The organism is Arthrobacter methylotrophus (genome assembly GCF_039539965.1).
In the GTDB taxonomy this organism is placed as follows: domain Bacteria; phylum Actinomycetota; class Actinomycetes; order Actinomycetales; family Micrococcaceae; genus Arthrobacter; species Arthrobacter methylotrophus.
The window spans coordinates 937337-955399 of record NZ_BAABED010000001.1 but is presented as its reverse complement, the minus strand read 5'-3'; the positions used below and the strand labels follow the sequence as shown (position 1 = coordinate 955399).

The following is an 18063-nucleotide window of genomic DNA, read 5'->3' as shown; positions in this document are numbered from 1 at the left end:
AGCGCGACGGCGGCCCGTCCCCACTGGAACCCCTGGGACGGGCCGTCGTCGTACTAGCTGCTGAGTCGTACTAGCCACTGAGTAGTCCCGCTAGATGATCAGCGAGAGCACCATGATAAAGGCGAAGGCGACCACCGAGATGAGCGTCTCCATCACCGACCACGTCTTGAACGTCTGCCCGACAGTCAAGCCGAAGAGTTCCTTTACGAGCCAGAACCCGGCGTCGTTGACATGGGACAGGAAAAGCGAGCCGGCGCCGATGGCCAAAGCAAGGAGTGCGGCATGCGTCGGACTCAGGCTGCTCGCCAACGGAGCCACGATGCCCGCAGCCGTCACCGTGGCAACTGTTGCCGAGCCCGTGGCCAGGCGAAGCGCCACAGCCACGATGAAGCCCAGGACCAGCACGGACATGTTGGCACCCTCAGCCCATTTCTTGACCGCGTCACCGACGCCGGCGCCGATCAGGGTCTGCTTGAAACCACCGCCGGCACCCACGATCAGCAGGATCGCGGCAATCGGTCCGAGGCTGCTGCCGAGCTTCGCGGCGATCTTGCTACCGGTGAAGCCCACGGCGTAGCCGAAGGTCACCATGGCGGCGAGCACAGCCAGGGTCATCGCCACGAGGGGCTGGCCAATGAAGTCAAGGAACGTACGGATCATCGGGGCGTGGGTGGCGTCGGGCCAGACAATGTCCGCGATGGCCTTCAGGAGCATGAGTACTACCGGGAAAATGATGGTCAGCAAAGTGACGAGAAAGGTCGGCTGGCGCTTCACTTCGCTGAGGTCGACGGCGTGCTTGGTGTCCACGCCACCGGCCACCGCGGGGGCATCCACGGGAACCCAGCGCGCGGCCAAACGGGAAAACAGCGGTCCGCAAATGATCACCGTGGGGACGGCCACCAGGAGTCCCAACGCCAAGGTGGTGCCCAGTTCAGCCTTCACCGCGCTGATGGCGATGAGTGGGCCGGGGTGCGGCGGGATCAAGCCGTGCAACACGGACAGACCCGCGAGAGCCGGAATGGCAATGCGCATGAGCAACATGTGCGACCGTTGGGTGACCAGGACAATCACCGGAAGCAGCAAGACGAGGCCGATCTCAAAGAACATCGGGAGGCCGATGATGACCGCGACCAAGGTGATCATCCAGACCACCTTGTTGCCGCTGGCCTTCTCCAGCAAGGTGTCCACCACCCGGTTGGCACCGCCGGAGTCTGCCAGGAGCTTCCCCAGCATGGCGCCCAGGGCAATCAGGAGGCCGACTTCCTTCAGGACGCCTCCCACGCCGTCTTCGAAGTTGCTGACCACCTTGTCGAGCCCGACTCCGGATGCCAGGCCAACAAAGGCCGAGCCGAGTACCAAGGAAAGGAAGGGGTGGACCTTGAATTTGGCGATCAGCACGACGATCAGCGCAATGCCGATCGCCGCGACCACAAGGAGTTGGGTGTCGTGCCCGGTCCAGTTCACGCTGCGCCACCAAGCATGTGGGGCGTCGGGACCGTCTGGGCCTCGAAGCCGAGCCGGTCGACGATTTCGTCAGCCTCTTCCGCGGGGGAAGCGGATACACACAGCGAGATGTGGTTCTCATCCTCCGTGGGCACCTCGAGGGCATCGAACTGGGATTCCAGCAACGCGGCAGGCATGAAGTGCCCGTGGCGCGAAGCCAGCCGGTCGGAAATCCGGTCTTTACTTCCCTGGAGGAAGACGAATACAACCCCCTCGCCGCGAAGGACATCCCGGTAGCGCTTCTTCAACGCCGAGCATGTGATGATGCCGGGCTTTCCCGCCGCGGTGCGTTCCTTGATCCAATCGGCAATGAGGCCCAGCCACGGCCAACGGTCCTCATCGCTGAGGGCATGGCCCGCCTGCATCTTTGCCACGTTCGCTTCGGGGTGCAGGTCATCGCCTTCGGCGAGGTCCCAACCCAGCCGTCCGGCCAACAGACCGGCCACTGTCGATTTGCCGGAACCGGAGACGCCCATGATCACCAATACCGGTTGTTGTGCAGTCTTCGCCATCAAAGTCTGCCTTCCTCAATTAAATATGATTTAAACGAGTGTAAGCATATGACACAGGTTACATATCAGCAATTTCAGAAGCCTGCGATGGTTTGGGAGCCGTTGACTTCAACCACGTGGAACGCTTCGGCGCTCCGGCCGCGGGGCATTCCGGCACGCGAGGCATTGTGCTCGAGCATGCCCCGGACGGCCCGTTCCATCCCCTCCAGATCGGGATGCTGACTCGCGTGGATCCGGATCGCGGCAAGCTTCGCGTCCACATGCCCCGTGACGTCCACGAAATGGTTCTCCCGCGCTTCGGGACCGGCGAAGAGCCACAACCAGGGCAGCCTGAAGGCCGCAAGTCCGGATTCCGCCAGTTCCGGATACGCGAAGGGATTTTCCAGCGCAGGGTATACCGCGCGGGTCACGATCTCACCGACGGCAAGGTGGTCCGGGTGGCTCTTCTGGATCCTGTCCCAATTGCGTTCCGGATGCATGGCCAGGACCACATCGGGGCGGATTTCGCGGATCAGCTTCACCACTTGCCTCATGACATCATGCGTCGGTTCCAGGTAGCCGTCGCGCTCATGGAAATAGTGCACGTCCGTCACGCCGACGAGGGCCGCAGCTTGCCTCTGCTCCTCTGCGCGCATGGCGATGATCTCTGCGCGGTGGGCGGGATCGAAGCCTCCGGCGTCGCCGTCGGTCATGACGCAATAACTGACCTCGACGCCGGCAGCGGTCCAGGCCGCGATGGTGCCGGCCGCACCGAAGTCGACGTCGTCCGGGTGGGCGGTGAAACAAAGCACCCGTTCAACGCGCTCCGTGGAGGCGTTGAACGGGCTCTTTGCTGACGAAACGTCAGAAGACAAGAGGATCAGCCTTTCCGCTTTTTGATCTCTTCGGTGGCCTGCGGAACAACCTTGAAAAGGTCGCCGATGATGCCAAAGTCCGCGATCTCGAAAATCGGCGATTCCGCGTCCTTGTTGATCGCGACAATAACCTTGGAGGTCTGCATCCCGGCCTTCTGCTGGATCGCTCCGGAAATGCCTGCCGAGATGTAGAGCTGCGGAGACACGGTCTTGCCCGTCTGGCCCACCTGGTAGTCATGGCCGATCCAGCCTGCGTCGGTGGCGGCACGGGACGCCCCGAGGGCACCGCCCAGCGCGTCGGCAAGCTCCCCCAGCGGGCCGAAGTTGCCGTCGACGCCGCGTCCGCCGGCAACCACGATCCGGGCTTCGGTGAGCTCGGGACGTCCGCTGGCGGCCTTTTCTGCGCGTCCGGTGATCCGTGCGGCGTTCGCCGTGGCATCGCTGGGCACCTCGACGGTGACGGCTTCTGGCGTGCTTGCCGCGGCCGGGGACTCGACGTCAACGCTGTTCGGCTTGACCGTGAGGACGGCGACGGCGGTGCGCGCCTTGGCCGTGGTGGTATACGAGCCGGCCAGGACCGATTTGTGGGCTGTGCCGTCAGCGTCGACACCTACGACATCCGTGATGACGCCGGCGTTGAGCTTCACGCCGAGACGCGCCGCGATCTCCTTGCCGTCGGCCGTGTTCTCCAAGAGGACGGTCCCGGCTCCTGAAGCCGCAACTGCCGCAGCAAGATAGGCGGCTTTCGGCGCAACCAGGTAGTCGTCGAGGTCCGCAGCGGACGGGCGGTAGAGAACCGAGGCGCCGTGCGCCCCCAAGGCGGCGGCGACGTCGTCGTGCAGCTCGCCGTTGAAGGCAACGGCCACTTCCCCGAGGGACCGGGCGATCGTCAGGAGTTCGAGGCTGCTCTTCTTGAGCGCTGCTCCCGGGTTGTCAATGAATACAAGTGCTTTTGCCATGTGTCGGAATCCTCTTAGAGCAGCTTCTGGGCGGCCAGGAAATCAACCAGCTTGATGCCGGCGTCGCCTTCGTCAGTGATGATGGTGCCGGCTGTGCGCGGCGGACGCGCCTCCGCGGTCTCGACGGCGGTGAGCGAACCCGCAGCACCCACCTGGGCTGCATCGACGCCGATATCGGCCAGGGTGAGGGCTGTAATTTTCTTCTTCTTGGCGGCAATGATGCCCTTGAAGTTGGGGTATCGCGGCTCGTTGATCTGATCCGTCACGGAGACCAGGGCCGGCAGCGTTGCCTCGACGGTGTCCGCGTGAGCGTCGCCGTCACGGCGGGCGGTGATGCGATCCCCATCGACATCCAGGGAGGAAGCAAAAGTGACTTGCGGTAGCCCGAGCCGTTCGGCGAGCTGGGCGGGAACCAAGGACGTTTCGCCGTCGGTCGAGGCCATGCCCGTCAAGACAAGGTCCACGGGCGAATCGGCACCGAGATACCGGATCGCCGCGGCGAGCGCCAGTGAGGTAGCGGCGGCGTCCGAGCCGGCCAAGGCGTCATCGCTGAGGTGTGCGCCTGAGGAGGCACCGATCTGCAAGGACTTCTTCACGGCATTCACGGCACCGGCGGGACCCATGCTCAAGGCGATGACCTCGTTGCCGCCTTTCGCGCCGCCGCGGGCTTCGCTGAGCTGAAGTGCGGCTTCGAGCGCGTACTCGTCCAATTCGGACAGGATGCTCTCGTCGCGGTCCGTGGTGTTGCCCGGTCCTGTGAGGTGGCGGTCGAACTGCGCGTCCGGGACGTGCTTGACCAGAACAACAATCTTCAATGTATCTCCCACTGTGTTCGAGGCAGCCTTCCATACTCGGGGATGGCCAGCAACTAGGCGCATGGCCAAGAGTGCCCAGCATATGGGCTCGTCCTAGCTAAGCATATTGCGGGGCAACCCGGGCAACAGCGCGGTCCCGCGTTAACTCCTGTTTCGAGGATTGCTCGCGCTTGCCGCCGCAAAACAGACGACGCCGGGCGGCACCGCTGTGGTGCCGCCCGTCGTCGTAAACTAGCCAGCTCATTCCCGGCTGGAATCTGCAGTTAGGGTATTGCTGTTACGGGGCTGCGTCCAGGGTCACGTCGAGGTCCTGGGACTGCCCGCCGCGCTGGACGGTCACCTTGACCGTTGCGCCTGCCGGCTGTTCTCGGACAGCCGCTGTGAGCTGCTCGGGATCGGTGATGTCCTTGCCGGCGAACTTGGTCACGACGTCGCCCACCTTGATGCCTGCCTTCTCAGCCGCGGAACCGGAAGTCACGCTTGCCACTTGCGCGCCCACCGAGAACCCGGAACTGCTGCCGGTAGCCGACTTGGGCTGGACGCTGACGCCGAACTGCCCGTGGGTGGCTTTGCCGTTCTTGATGATTTCCTGCGCAATACGCTTCGCGTTGTTGATCGGGATGCTGAATCCCACTCCAATGTTTCCGCTGGACGACGAGGAGGAACTGCTGCTACCCGCAGAGGCGATCGCCACGTTGACGCCGATAATCTCGCCCTTCGTGTTGACCAAGGCCCCGCCGGAGTTGCCCGGGTTGATGGCTGCATCGGTCTGGATCACGTTGAGCGACACGGTGCCCTGGCTCGAGCTTTGCTGGCTCTGGCCGCCGCCTGGAGGAGCGAACTGGAATCCGCCTTGGCCGCCGCCTTGCGAGTTGTCCGAGCCCCCGTTGGGAACGGCCGAGGACGCCACGCTGATGGTGCGGTTGAGCGTGGACACGATGCCGTCGGTGACGGTGCCCGGCAGGTTAAGCGGGGCACCGATGGCAATGGCGTTGTCCCCAACGTTGATCTTGCTTGAATCACCCAGTGTGGCCGGGACCAAGCCCGTGGCGTTGTCAACCTTGATGACGGCAAGGTCCGACAGCGGGTCTGTACCAACAACGGTCGCCTTCATGACCCGCCCATCGCTGAACTTCACTTCAAGTGCGGCGTTGGCGCTGGCGCCGTCGAGGGTCACCACGTGGGTGTTGGTCAGGATGTGTCCCTGATCGTCGAGGACGATCCCCGAACCGGTGCCCCCTTGGCTTCCGCTGGAAGCCATGATTGTCACGACACTGGGCGAGGCCTTGGCCGCTGCGGCGGTGATGGCGTTGACGTCATCCGTGTTGTTAACGATGACCGTCCCGGTCTGGCTGCTGCTGGCCGCGGCAGGGGTCCGGCCGGCGAACAATTGATCGCTGGCTGCCACGACGCCGCCACCCACCAGTCCGGCCGCCAGGATGCTGGCTACCAGGGTGCCGACGCCAAAGACCGGCTTGCGCTTGGGGCCAGCCCCGGGACCGCCTTGGTGGGGCGCCGCCGGGAACTGCTGTGTGGGAAAGTGTTGCGCGGGGTTCGGCCCACCGTAGAAAGGCTGGTGCTGCGGATAGTGGTTCCCTTGCCCGGCAGGGTAGTCCGGACGCTGGGGCTCCGGATGCCGCGGGGCCGAGCTGTGCTGGGGCCCCCCGTTTTGCGGCGCGCCGTGCTGCGCCTGGATCTGCTCGGTGGCGTTTTCGGGGCCGTGGGCCCACGGCGCGGGAGCTGCCGGGGGCTGCGCTGAGTTGTCTGGCTGCGCAGCGTACTCGGGCTTGGCTGTGAAATCCTGACCCGGCTGGTATGCCGGCAGCGGGGCCGTAGGCTGGGAATTGGCTTGCTTGTCCGCCTCCGCCTGGCCGGTGCCCTCAGGACCATGGTTCTCGGGGCCATTGTTCTCAGGCGCGGCGCCCTGTGCTGGGTTCTCCGTCATGGGACTTCCTTTCTTCCTCGTCCCCTTAACTATGCTCGCTCTTGCTGAATCAAGAGTCGACGTTCGCTGGGAGCTTGCTGAATGCCACCAATGGAACGAATCCCCGCTTCGAACATCCTCGGCTAGCCCCTCAACGCTGGAGGAGGACCGATCTCTCCCCGTTTCGCTGGCGGCATATTTACCGCTGTGGACGCTCCGAAAGGTGCACCATAGAATCAAGTGGAATTGCCACAGCGACCTGCGGCTTAACAACCATGCGTGGGGGCGCTGACGCATTCTGTTTCGATTGTTCCGGCCTGGACCAGTCGCAGACGTGCTGAAGGGTTGCACATGCGGTCAATGTTGAAACGTGTATTTGCCGTCATCGGCTTGGCTGGAATGCTGGCTATTCCAGCAGCCGCAGCCTGGGCAGCTGATCCGGTGACTATCCCGTCCGGCCAAAACATCACTGACGACGCCGGCGTCCTGCAGAACAAGACTGCGGTTCAAAACGCAATCAAGTCCCTCTACGACGACCACAAGTTCAATCTATACGTCGTCACCGAAAAGACCTTCACCAACCCCACTACGCCTACCGACTGGGGCAACGCGGTGGCCAAGAAAAAGTCCTTCGGATCCACGGACGTCCTGTTGGCCATCGCCACGGACGCAGGGCAAATCAACATCACCCGGGGCCCAGGCAGCAAGATCACCGATTCCCAGCGTGACGACATCAAAAACGCGGTGCTTGCAAATCTCGTCCAGAACAAGAAGAACTACGACCAAGCCGCGATCGATGCCGCCAAAGCGATCGGCGACACCCAGAATTCAGGCGGGGGCGCTGCTGCACTCGTGGGTGCCGCCGTTGTCGCCGCAGGTGGCGTGGGAACCTACCTGTATTTCCGAAACCGTCGCAAGAAGGGCCTCGCACCAGGCCCTAGTTACGGTCCCCAGGGAGAACAGCTCGATCCGCTTGCTTCCATGAGCATCGCGGAACTGCGCCGCAAGTCCGGCTCCCTGCTCATCGAAGCGGATGACACCATCAAGTCCAGCGAGCAAGAGCTCGGCTTCGCCCAAGCACAATACGGCGATGCCGCCGTCGGGAACTTCACCAAGGCCTTGCTGGAAGCAAAGAACCACATGACCGAATCATTCAAGCTGCAGCAACAGCTCGATGACCACATCCCGGATACGGAAGAGCAGCAGCGCAGTTGGCTCGGAGAAATCATCCGACGCTCGGAAGCTGCCCTCGAGTCGCTGCGCGAGCAGAAGGCCGATTTCGATTCCTTGCGTGAGCTCGAAAAGAACGCGCCCCAGGCTTTGGCTGCCGTGGCTGCGGGCGCGCAGGAAGCCGAAGCAAAGATCAGCAGTGCCGAGCAATCCCTCAAAGGGCTGCGCGAAAAGTACGCAGACAGCGCACTCGGCCACGTGAGCGACAACATCACGCAGGCCAAGGACCGGCTTGCCTTCGTTCAGAATGCGACAAGCACAGCCCAGGAAAAGCTGGTGGCGGGTGAGAGCAGCCTTGCTGCGGTGGCCGTCCGCGCCGCGGAAGAGAGCCTCCACCAGACCAACGTCCTGCTCGATGCCATCTCCAAGGTGGCAGGCAGCCTTGACAAAGCCCGGAATTCGCTAGACGGCGCCGTAACAGACACCAGCCAGGACCTGGCGCAGGCCAAGGCCATGATCCAGTCCGGCGAACACCCGGAACTGACGGGTCCGGTGGCCGCAGTCGAAGCTGCGCTGGCCCAGGTCAACAACGAAATCCAAGGCGGAAAGATCGATCCCATCGCCACTTTGGACCGGGTGGAGAAGGCACACCAGACCTTGGACCAGGCCCTCTCCGGAATCCGTGACCAGCAGGAACAGGTCCGGCGTGCGCAGGCCTCGCTGCAACAGACCATCATGGCTGCCCAGTCCCAGATCAGCGCCACCTCGGACTACATTGCGGCGCGACGCGGCGGCGTAGGAACAGAAGCCCGTACCCGCTTGGCTGAGGCCCAACGGAATCTCGACTACGCCCTGTCCATTTCCCGTAATGACCCGGTCACCGCCTTGACGTACGCCCAGCAGGCACAGTCGCTCGCGGCTCAAGCCGCCCAACTGGCGCAGTCCGACGTCGATCAATTCGGCGGCTTCGCCAACCAAGGCTACGGCCGTGGCGGCATGTTCGGTGGTGGGGGCAGCGGTGGCGGCCTCGGCGGGGCGATTCTCGGCGGCATCCTCATCAACTCCATCCTCCACGGCGGCGGAGGCGGCTGGGGCGGTGGAAACAACGACGGCGGTGGCGGAGGCTTCTTCGGCGGCGGCGGAGGTGGAGGTGGGGGCTTCTTCGGTGGCGACGGCGGTGGCGGCGGCTGGGGCGGCGACTCCGGTGGAGACGGGAGCTTCTAGCTCACGAAAACCAAGTGGGGGCTAGCCCCCTACCTGGAACGGTACAAGAACTGATCACTGGATTCAGTGGGCACCACTGAGCAGGACGAAAGGCAACACCATGGTTAAGCAGTCCATTTTCGGGCGGATCGCGCAACTCGCCAAGGCGAACATCAATGCCTTGCTCGACCAGGCTGAGGACCCGCAGAAGATGCTGGACCAGATGGTCCGCGACTACTCAAACAACATCGCCGAGGCCGAGTCGGCCGTAGCGCAGACCATCGGCAACCTCCGAATGCTCCAGGCCGACTACAGCGAGGACGTCAAGAACGCCCAGGACTGGGGCAACAAGGCCCTGGCTGCCTCCCGCAAGGCGGATGAGTACCGCTCTACCGGTAACGCGACCGACGCCGTAAAGTTCGACAACCTTGCCAAGGTGGCCATCCAGCGCCAGATGTCGGCCGAGAACCAGGCCAAGGCCGCAGAGCCTAACATCGCTTCGCAGTCGGAAGTCGTGGAAAAGCTCAAGAGCGGTCTCGACCAGATGAAGGGCAAGCTCAACGAGCTCACCAGCAAGCGCAATGAGCTGATTGCCCGCTCGAAGACCGTGGCTGCCCAGACCCAGGTGCACGATGCCCTCAAGAGCATCGACATCATGGACCCCACCAGTGAGGTTGGCCGCTTCGAAGAGAAGATCCGGCGCGAAGAGGCCAAGGTCCTCGGGCAGCAAGAGCTTGCAGCCTCCAGCCTCGACGCGCAGTTCAACCAGCTTGAAGACCTCGGCGAACAGACGGAAATCGAGGCTCGTCTGGCGGCCCTGAAGTCCGGTGGTTCGAACGCTGCGATCGGCGCGGGCGCCACCGCTCCGGCTGACGACACGGTTGATGAAGCCGACTTCGACAAGCTCTAGGAGCTTGCCGCCGGTTTGCCTCCGCGCGGCGATTGGCTAAGCAGAATCCTTGAATCAGCATTATGACCGGCCGGGCCTCCAAAAAGGCCCGGCCGGTCGTTTGAGAAGTGTTTCTACGCTCCCACCGCAAGCCGGCCGACGATCAGCCGCATGATCTCGTTGCTGCCTTCCAGGATCTGGTGAACACGCAGGTCCCGCGCGATCTTCTCGAGTCCGTATTCGGACAAGTATCCGTAGCCGCCATGAAGTTGGATGGCCTTGTTTGCCACGTTGAACCCTGCGTCCGTGGCGACGCGTTTGGCCATGGCGCACAGCCGCACGGTGTCCGGGGCGCCGCGGTCCAAAGCGTCAGCCGCCCGAAAGATCAACGTCCTGGCGGTTTCGAGTTCCGTATCCATGTCGGCGATATCAAAGAGCAGCGACTGCTGGTTGATGAGCGGCCCACCGAAGGCCGAACGTGACTTGAGGTAGGCGATGGACTTGTCCAACGCCGTCTGGCCCCCTCCCAGGGAACAGGCGCCCATATTGACCCTTCCTCCGTTGAGGCCCTTCATGGCGATGCCGAATCCGCTGCCTTCCTCGCCCAGCCGGTTTGCCACGGGGACGCGTACGTCTTCGAAGATGACCTGCCGGGTGGGCTGGGCGTTCCACCCCATTTTCTTTTCGTTCGGGCCGAAGGACAGGTCCGCAGCATCCGCAGGTACCACGATGGCGGTGATGCCCTGGCTGCCTGTGTCGGCGGTCCGCGCCATGACCACATAGATGCTCGAAACGCCAGCACCGGAAATGAACTGTTTGGTTCCATTGAGGACATAACTGTCGCCGTCGAGGACTGCCTTGGTGCTCAGCGCGGCAGCGTCGGAGCCCGCACCGGGCTCCGTGAGGCAATAGCTGCCCAGAGCCTCCATGGACGCAAGCTGCGGCACCCATTGGGCCCGCTGCTCATCGTTGCCAAACGCGTCGATCATCCACACCACCATGTTGTGGATGGAAATATACGCCGCGATAGTGGGGTCTGCCTTGGAGAGCTCTTCAAAAATCAGCGCGGCATCCGTGCGGCTGAGGCCTGAGCCGCCGAACTCTTCCCGGACGTAGATGCCTCCCATGCCAAGGGTGCCCGCTTCCTTCAGGACATCCACGGGGAAGTGTTTGGTCTCATCCCATTCTGCGGCGTGTGGGGCAATGGCCGTCGTGGCGAAGTCGCGCACCATCTCCACCACGGCTTGCTGGTCCTCTGTGAGCTCAAACATTGTCACTCCTTTTCCGGGTCCGGTCTATTTCTAGCTGTCCGTTGGGGTTATTTGCTGACTTTCCCCATCAGGGATGCGATGGGGCGAAGGAACAACGGCCTGGCGAGGAACCACGCGCCCACAATGACCAGGAGGGACACGGCAAAGATGCCGAAGCCAACCCAGTTGATGTCGTCGCTGCTGCCGTACATGTGGTTCAGGTTGCGTAGCGCCCCGGTGGCGAGCACCAAGGTGACGTGCACGATGGTGAAGAGCACGAAGTACACCATCACCGGGAAATGCACTGCCCGGGCAAGTTCGATGGGATAGATCTTGTTCACGGTGCCCGCCTTCTTCGGCCACGCCGAGGACGTGCGCAGGCCGGTGATGATGGCAAGCGGAGCGGCGATGAAGACCGTGACGAAGTAGGTCAGCAATTGCAGGGCGTTGTAGTTGACCCAGCCGTCTTCGGTGGGCCAGTTCAAGGATGCGTACTGGAGGGCCGCGGAAAGGGCGTTCGGGAACACATCCCAGCTGGTGGGAACGATCCGCATCCATTGCCCGGTGGCAAAGATCACGATGAGGAAGACAATTCCGTTCAACACCCAGAATGCATCAAGTGTCAGGTGGAACCAGAGGTCGAGGCTGATCTTGGTGGGCGCATTCTTGGTCCGGATCAACCCTGTGTTGTTACGGGTCCATTGGGCCGGAGGCCTCTTGGCGGTGCGGACCTGCCAGCCGGAGCGAACGATGAGCACCATAAAGAAGACGTTCAGGAAATGCTGCCACCCCAGCCAGGCCGGGAACCCCACGGGAGCGTTCTCCGGGAGGCTTGATGCGCCCGGGTAGTCGTGCAGGAACGACTGCACACCCGACAGGCCCGTCAACCATTTGGCCAACAGGACAATGAGCAAAAGTACGATCAGCACGCCCGGAACCACCCAGAGGGGTTGGGACCATCTGCTCTTGGCTGCCGTCGACTTTTTCGCGGGGGTGGACATCTTCTCAGACACCTCTCGGAAGAACTTTGCAATCAGGGACGCATCAAGCTAACAGGCTTTGGGCTGGAGCGGCCAAAGCCTGTTACGCCGTCAGTTGGATCGGGCTTTGACGGCCTCGATGAGTTGCGGAACCACCGTGAAAATATCCCCCACGATTCCGAAGTCGGCCACGTCAAAAATAGGCGCGTCCTCGTCTTTGTTGATGGCGACGATGGTCTTGGAGGTCTGCATGCCAGCGCGGTGCTGGATGGCTCCGGATATTCCCAAGGCGATGTACAGCTGTGGGGACACGCTGACACCGGTCTGGCCTACCTGTGCGGTCTGGGCGACGTACCCGGCGTCGACGGCGGCGCGCGACGCACCGACAGCCGCACCCAGGGTATCGGCGAGCTGTTCCACCAGCACGAAGTTCGCGGATGAGCCAAGTCCACGTCCCCCGGAAACCACCGTTGCCGCGCTGCGGAGCTCGGGTCGCGCGGAGCCGGCGGGATCGTCATGGAACCCGTCAATGAGAACGACGCCTTCTGCGTTGCTTCCCAGGGACACAGTCTTGAGCTCGGCTTGAACCGTGGGAGCCTGACCTTCGATCGCGCCTTGGCGGATGGTCAGGATCGGCAGTCCGCCTTCCACCACCGACTCGACGGTGTAGGCACCGCCAAAGACCGAATGTTGGGCAACCACGGTTCCGTTGCCGTTGTGCACGTGCACGACGTCGGCGAGCACGCTGCCGCCGACCCGCACAGCAAGACGGGCGGCTGCTTCGCGGCCGTCCACCGAGTTCGCGGCAAGCACGGCAGCCGGCTCGTAGGCGTCGACGGCCCCGCTCAGGGCGTCCACGGCTGGCGCCAGCAAAACAGTGCCGGCGGCGGCTGTTACAGCCGAGTAGATCCCTGCCGCTCCGAGCTCACCCAGGCGCGCAACGTCGTCGTCCGCCAGCGGTGTTGCGGAGACCACGACGGCGACGGGCGAACCCAGCGTGGCCGCGGCAGCCAGCAGCCCGCGGGCGGAAGCGGCAATCTCGCCGCGCGGGGAAAATTCGATGAGTACCAAGACATTCGACATTTCTTCTCCTCCTCAGACCAAGCGATTCGCCACGAGGAACTCAGCCAGCTCGTTTGCTGCGGTCCCGTCGTCGATGAGTTTCCGGCCCGCTGGGCGCGGCGGCCGTTCAACGGTGGAAATCACCACGGTGCGGCTGACGGGGGCCTGAACTCCGAGCCTGGACGCGGAGAGGGTGGTGACGGGCTTGCGCTTGGCCGTCAGGATGCCCTTGAAGTTGGGAAACCGGGCCTCCGGGAACCGTTCGGTCACAGTGAGGACGGCAGGCAGTCCCGTATGGATGTCAAGGGTTCCACCTTCTCCCTGGCGAACGCCGCTTACCGCGCCGTCGGCGATTTCGGCGGAGATCAGCGAGCCCAACAGGGGCAGCTGAAGATGTTCGGCAAGCATGGCCGGAATGACCCCGGCGCGGCCATCCGTCGACTCGTTGCCAGCCAGAACCACGTCAAAACCTGTGGACCGCAAGGCAGCCGCCAGCGTTGCCGCCGTTCGTCCCGTGTCGGCGCCGCTCAGGGAGTCATCCACGATGTGAACCCCGGAATCGGCTCCCATGGAAAGAGCCTTCCGCAAGGCCTGGGCCGCTCCCTCAGGGCCCATGGTCATCGCCACCACTTCCGTACCCTTGTTGGAATCCTTGATGCGCAATGCGGCTTCGAGGGCGCGCTCGTTGATTTCATCGACCACGCCGCCGGTTGCCTCACGATCGAGTTGACCCGTAGCCAGATCGAGCTTCCGTTCTTCGGCCGTATCCGGCACGTGTTTGACGAGCACGACGATCTTCATTCAACAGCTCCCTCGATGCACATGGCTGACGCTTGGAATCGAGAATACTAGGAACTCCTAGTATTTACCATGGAGCGACGGGACGAATGCTTGGAAATCCTATGATTCCTCTGCGGAAAACAAAAGGTCCGGCACAGTGTTTGCACTGTGCCGGACCTTATACCAGTTGCGGGGACAGGATTTGAACCTGTGACCTCTGGGTTATGAGCCCAGCGAGCTACCGAACTGCTCCACCCCGCGTCGCAAAATCAACTCTACCGCACATTCAGGGCGCCTCCGACCATTCGCCCGTGGGCTGCGGCACTCGCCGATACGTGGCGCAGTCGTGACCTTCTTTGCTTCGGGAAAGCGCCCGGGACACGGCGAATCGGTCATTTAGGCTCCGATCCGGCGCAAACAAGGTCAGGGCGGCCGCGGGGCTATAGGACAAAACGTGTGTAAGGGAGGGGTTTGCTTCCCAGCGTTGGCGGGGTCATTCGGGGATGGCTAAGCTTTCGGACCTTAGCTGACGGCAAGCAGAGGTTCCGCATCGAGCCTTGGAGAACACCCGATGAAGGCGGGGGCGGCGAGTATCTCCCCGGAACCGTGGTTCTACTGCCGAAGAGTTCGATCGATTCTGCTGGATCATTCCACCCGCCAGTGGTGCCCGCCGCGTGATTCCGGGGCGCCGGGACTTACCAAAGCGGACGATCCAGCAGAATCCGACGTTCCCCGATGCATCCGCCCTCAAACAGGTGGAAAACAAAAAGGTCCGGCACAGTGTTTCCACTGTGCCGGACCCTTTTCTCCAGTTGCGGGGACAGGATTTGAACCTGTGACCTCTGGGTTATGAGCCCAGCGAGCTACCGAACTGCTCCACCCCGCGTCGCAAGATCTACTTTACCTGCAGGTGAATGTCAGGCCAAATCCTGGCGACGTGACCTCCGTCTCTCGGCCCCTGGAGCGGCCTGCGGCAAGCCGACGGCAGGACAACCGGTTCACAGGAAAGACCGGGCCAGCCCTGGTGTCTGGGTTGGCCCGGTCTTGTCATCCCACGGATAAGCCAAAATCACTCAGCCGGAAAATCGCCTACTTGCTCGGCGTCGGCGTGGGCGTCGGCAACGGGCTCGCCGAAGGACTGGCAGTGGCTGACGGTGCAGGAGGCGCACCAAGCCGGGACTCGGCGTCGAGCGCTTTCTGCAGTGCCGCGGAAAGGAGGCTCTGCTGGGCGCCGTATCCGGCGAAGTCGCCCTTGGCCAGCGCAGCCTGGCCGTCCTGGATAGCCTTGTTGGCCTGATCCAGCGCAGCCTTCAACTGTGCCTGGGCATCGGCCGCAGCGGGTGGCGTCGTGGTCCCTGGCGGGGTGGGGGTCTGACCGTTATTGGCCGAGTCCCCTGCCGAGGCCCCGGAATCGCCGCCGAACAAAACCTTCAGAGCGGCATCCAAAGTGGAGGCGAAACCTACCTTGTCGCCGAAGGCTACGAGGACCCGCTGAAGCGTTGGATAGGACGTTTCACCCGTTGACTTCACGTACACCGGCTGCACATACAACAGGCCGCCACCCACAGGAAGCGTCAGGAGATTGCCATTGAGCACATCCGAGGCGCCCTGTCTGAGCAGGTTAAGTTGCTGCGACACATCAGGATCAGAGTTGAACTTGTTCTGGGCCTGGCCTGGCCCCGGAACCTGGGTATCCGTTGGCAACTGAAGTAATCGCAACTGGCCATACGAGTCCGCCTTCACCCCCTTCTGGCTGCCGGCGTCGGAATCAGCGGCAAGGAACCCGTACAGGATGTTCCGAGCGTTGCCGTTAACCACCTGCGGGATGAAGGACGACGTCAGCTGGAAGGCCGGCTTGGTCTGGCCAGGCATCTGCAGGGACAGGTAGTAGGGAGGCTGCCGGACGGGATCCGAGACGGTGGGGTCGTTCGGGACACTCCACGCGTCGTTGTTTTGGTAGAAGCTGTCCGCATTGGTCACGTGGTACCGCCCAAGCAACTCTTGCTGGACCTTGAAGAGATCCTCCGGATACCGCACGTGGCTCATCAGCTGTCCGGACATCTCCGAAATCGGTTTGATAGTGCTAGGGAAAACCTTCTGCCACGACTTCAGGATGGGGTCCTGGTCATCCCAGGCGTACAGCGTCACTGAGCCGTCATAGGCATCAACAGTAGCTTTGACCGAGTTCTTGATGTAGTTGACGGTGTTGTTCGGTAAGAGCGCAGTGCGTCCGGAGGTCGTCTGCGAGTCGGCCGTAGCGGTTTGCAGTTGCTGCTGCTGGGAGTACGGGAAGTATTGGCTGGTGGTATAACCATCCACAATCCACTTCACCCGCCCGTCGACCACGGCAGGATAAGCGCTGCCATCTACCGTCAAGTACGGCGCGACCTTTTCGACTCGCTCGCGCGGGGTCCGGTCATAGAGAATCTGCGACTTCTCATTGACGCCGTCCGAGAGCAGCAGATCCGAGGACTGGAACTTGATGGAGTACAGGAGGCGGTTGAACCAGTTACCCACGTTGGGGCCACCGTTGCCGGTGAATGTGTACTGGGTTTCAGTGGTGCTGTCCGTCGCGGCCGGACGGTCCTGCTCGCGGTGCGGAGCGCCGTCCGGGGCACCGACAATCGAGTAGTCCGGAGAATCTTCACCGAAGTAGATGCGGGGTTGATAGCTCGCATCATTACCGAGAGTGCCCATGGACGGGATGCCGGACAACAGGAAGTCCGGCTTGCCGTCAACGGTGACCGTGTTGCCCTTGGCGGCCACCACGCCGTAACCGTGCGTGTAGACGATATGCCGGTTGACCCAGGTCTGCTGGCTGGCGTTCAACCCGTCCTGATTCAACTCGCGGACCGCAATGACGGTGTCCTGGGTCTTGCCGTCCACGGTGTAGCGGTCAACGTTCAAGGACTTCGGGAACTGGTAGTACGGCCGGTACTGCTCCAGCTGGGAGAACGCCGAAGAGACCAGGTTCGGGTCCAGCAGCCGGATATTGGCGGTCGTCTGCGCATCCTTGGCAAGAGCGCCGGTCTTGGCATCCGTAGTGGCGTTGTAAGGGGATACCTGGATCTTGTCCAAACCATAAGCGGCCCGGGTCATGGTTATATTGCGGTCAATGTACTTGTTTTCCAGTGTCTGCTCCGAAGGACGGACCTGGAACTGCTGGATGACCCACGGGTAGACCCCGCCGGCGAGTATGGAGGTGATGATCAGCATGGCCGTGCCGATGACGGGCAATCGCCAACGGCCAATCACGGCCGCCACAATGAAGAGGATCGCCACCAAGCCCGCGGCAACCGCGAGGATGGTCTTCGTGGGAATCACCGCATTGACGTCAGTGTAGAGGGCACCCGCCCAATGCCCGCCGTTGTTTTGGACGGTTCCGTAGACGTCGAGCCAGAAGTTGGCTCCAAGCAGCAACAGGAAAATCGCACCGGTCACGGCCAAGTGGATCTGGGCCGCGCGGCTCGTGAAGATGCCCCGCTCCATGAGCCGGATACTGCCGTAGAGGTAGTGGGTCAGGATTCCGGCGATCCCGGCAATCACCACAACACTCATGAGGAAGCCCGTGACAAAGCCAAGGAACGGCAAGGTCATGAGATAGAAGCTGATGTCCAGGCCAAATTGAGGATCGGTCTGGCCGAACGGCACTTGGTTGAAGAACAGAAGCACCGTTTGCCACTGGCTCGCGGCAGCGCTCCCGGCGAACAGCCCGAACAGCCCGGGGATGCCGATCATGACCACGCGGCGTACGGGTTCAAGTTGGGCCTGGTAACGGTTCAGGTTGTCCCTGACCTCGGCATCCGGAGCATAGACCGGCCGGGCATGGTAGGCGACGCGGATCGCGTAGAAAACCGGCACGGACATCAGGACGAAGCCCGCCAGGAAGATCAGGATCCGGGAGAGGTTCTCTTTGAAATAGACCTCGAAGAAGCCCAGCTGCTGGTACCAGAGGACATCTGTCCACACGTTGGCGAAGAAGATGAACCCCACCACCGCGACGGCCACGATGATCAAGGTCGGAGTGAGGGCACCCCGTCTCCGCGTCGGTCTTCCGGGCGGGCTGGTGCTGGCTGGACGGGACAAACTTGGTACCTCATCGCTGGTCGTCAGTTAACGGTCATCAGTGCGTGTGTTCGTCGGCTCCGTGCCGGGCACTAAT

General features: G+C 62.6%; 16 protein-coding genes and 2 tRNA genes. 4 read left to right on the top strand and 14 right to left on the bottom strand.

The features are described 5' to 3' along the window. Positions 1-90 precede the first annotated feature (90 nt). From ABD884_RS04755 to ABD884_RS04725, 7 genes are all read right to left on the bottom strand, one after another. Complete coding sequence (locus ABD884_RS04755) at positions 91-1464, bottom strand: GntT/GntP/DsdX family permease (RefSeq protein WP_345038357.1); 1374 nt, start codon at positions 1462-1464, stop codon at positions 91-93. Next, positions 1461-2015 carry a gluconokinase gene (locus ABD884_RS04750; RefSeq protein ID WP_345038350.1) on the bottom strand — a complete coding sequence of 185 codons (555 nt, stop codon included), beginning with the start codon at positions 2013-2015 and terminating at the stop codon, positions 1461-1463. Before ABD884_RS04750 ends, ABD884_RS04755 begins: the two co-directional genes overlap by 4 nt. A gap of 74 nt (positions 2016-2089) precedes the next feature. Continuing rightward, entirely contained in the window at positions 2090-2869 is a 780-nt protein-coding gene (locus ABD884_RS04745; protein WP_345038344.1) for a PIG-L deacetylase family protein, read from the bottom strand. A 5-nt stretch (positions 2870-2874) separates the two neighbouring features. Continuing rightward, the gene (locus ABD884_RS04740; RefSeq protein WP_345038338.1) at positions 2875-3828 is read right to left on the bottom strand and encodes an electron transfer flavoprotein subunit alpha/FixB family protein; all 954 of its coding nucleotides are present in this window, start codon (positions 3826-3828) and stop codon (positions 2875-2877) included. Positions 3829-3842: 14 nt separating this feature from the next. Next, positions 3843-4643: an electron transfer flavoprotein subunit beta/FixA family protein gene (locus ABD884_RS04735; RefSeq protein WP_345038326.1), complete on the bottom strand. Its 801-nt coding sequence runs from the start codon at positions 4641-4643 to the stop codon at positions 3843-3845. A gap of 97 nt (positions 4644-4740) precedes the next feature. Then, positions 4741-4887 carry a hypothetical protein gene (locus ABD884_RS04730; RefSeq protein ID WP_345038320.1) on the bottom strand — a complete coding sequence of 49 codons (147 nt, stop codon included), beginning with the start codon at positions 4885-4887 and terminating at the stop codon, positions 4741-4743. Between the two features lie 33 nt (positions 4888-4920). Then, positions 4921-6588: a trypsin-like peptidase domain-containing protein gene (locus tag ABD884_RS04725; protein WP_345038315.1), complete on the bottom strand. Its 1668-nt coding sequence runs from the start codon at positions 6586-6588 to the stop codon at positions 4921-4923. On the opposite strand from ABD884_RS04725, the gene ABD884_RS04720 reads away from it, so the two are divergent. From ABD884_RS04720 to ABD884_RS04710, 3 genes are all read left to right on the top strand, one after another. Further along, the gene (locus tag ABD884_RS04720) at positions 6587-6859 is read left to right on the top strand and encodes a hypothetical protein (RefSeq protein WP_345038308.1); all 273 of its coding nucleotides are present in this window, start codon (positions 6587-6589) and stop codon (positions 6857-6859) included. The genes ABD884_RS04725 and ABD884_RS04720 overlap by 2 nt on opposite strands. A gap of 59 nt (positions 6860-6918) precedes the next feature. After that, on the top strand, positions 6919-8961 hold the full coding sequence (locus ABD884_RS04715; RefSeq protein ID WP_345038303.1) for a TPM domain-containing protein: 2043 nt from the start codon (positions 6919-6921) through the stop codon (positions 8959-8961). A gap of 100 nt (positions 8962-9061) precedes the next feature. Next, complete coding sequence (locus tag ABD884_RS04710) at positions 9062-9850, top strand: PspA/IM30 family protein (protein WP_345038293.1); 789 nt, start codon at positions 9062-9064, stop codon at positions 9848-9850. A gap of 113 nt (positions 9851-9963) precedes the next feature. On the opposite strand, the gene ABD884_RS04705 is transcribed toward ABD884_RS04710, so the two are convergent. From ABD884_RS04705 to ABD884_RS04685, 5 genes are all read right to left on the bottom strand, one after another. Beyond that, positions 9964-11100: an acyl-CoA dehydrogenase family protein gene (locus ABD884_RS04705; RefSeq protein WP_345038289.1), complete on the bottom strand. Its 1137-nt coding sequence runs from the start codon at positions 11098-11100 to the stop codon at positions 9964-9966. Positions 11101-11147: 47 nt separating this feature from the next. Further along, a complete protein-coding gene (locus ABD884_RS04700) occupies positions 11148-12080 on the bottom strand; it encodes a cytochrome b/b6 domain-containing protein (protein WP_345054547.1) in 933 nt (310 codons plus the stop codon). A 90-nt stretch (positions 12081-12170) separates the two neighbouring features. Next, complete coding sequence (locus ABD884_RS04695; protein ID WP_345038279.1) at positions 12171-13142, bottom strand: electron transfer flavoprotein subunit alpha/FixB family protein; 972 nt, start codon at positions 13140-13142, stop codon at positions 12171-12173. A gap of 12 nt (positions 13143-13154) precedes the next feature. Beyond that, a complete protein-coding gene (locus ABD884_RS04690) occupies positions 13155-13922 on the bottom strand; it encodes an electron transfer flavoprotein subunit beta/FixA family protein (protein ID WP_345038270.1) in 768 nt (255 codons plus the stop codon). 166 nt (positions 13923-14088) lie between these two features. Beyond that, positions 14089-14162: transfer RNA gene (locus tag ABD884_RS04685), tRNA-Met, on the bottom strand. Positions 14163-14372: 210 nt separating this feature from the next. Between ABD884_RS04685 and ABD884_RS04680 the strand changes: the two genes are divergently transcribed. Then, a complete protein-coding gene (locus tag ABD884_RS04680; RefSeq protein WP_345038262.1) occupies positions 14373-14579 on the top strand; it encodes a hypothetical protein in 207 nt (68 codons plus the stop codon). Positions 14580-14713: 134 nt separating this feature from the next. On the opposite strand, the gene ABD884_RS04675 is transcribed toward ABD884_RS04680, so the two are convergent. Next, positions 14714-14787: transfer RNA gene (locus ABD884_RS04675), tRNA-Met, on the bottom strand. A 203-nt stretch (positions 14788-14990) separates the two neighbouring features. Beyond that, complete coding sequence (locus ABD884_RS04670) at positions 14991-17987, bottom strand: UPF0182 family membrane protein (RefSeq protein ID WP_345038254.1); 2997 nt, start codon at positions 17985-17987, stop codon at positions 14991-14993. Positions 17988-18063: the final 76 nt, after the last annotated feature.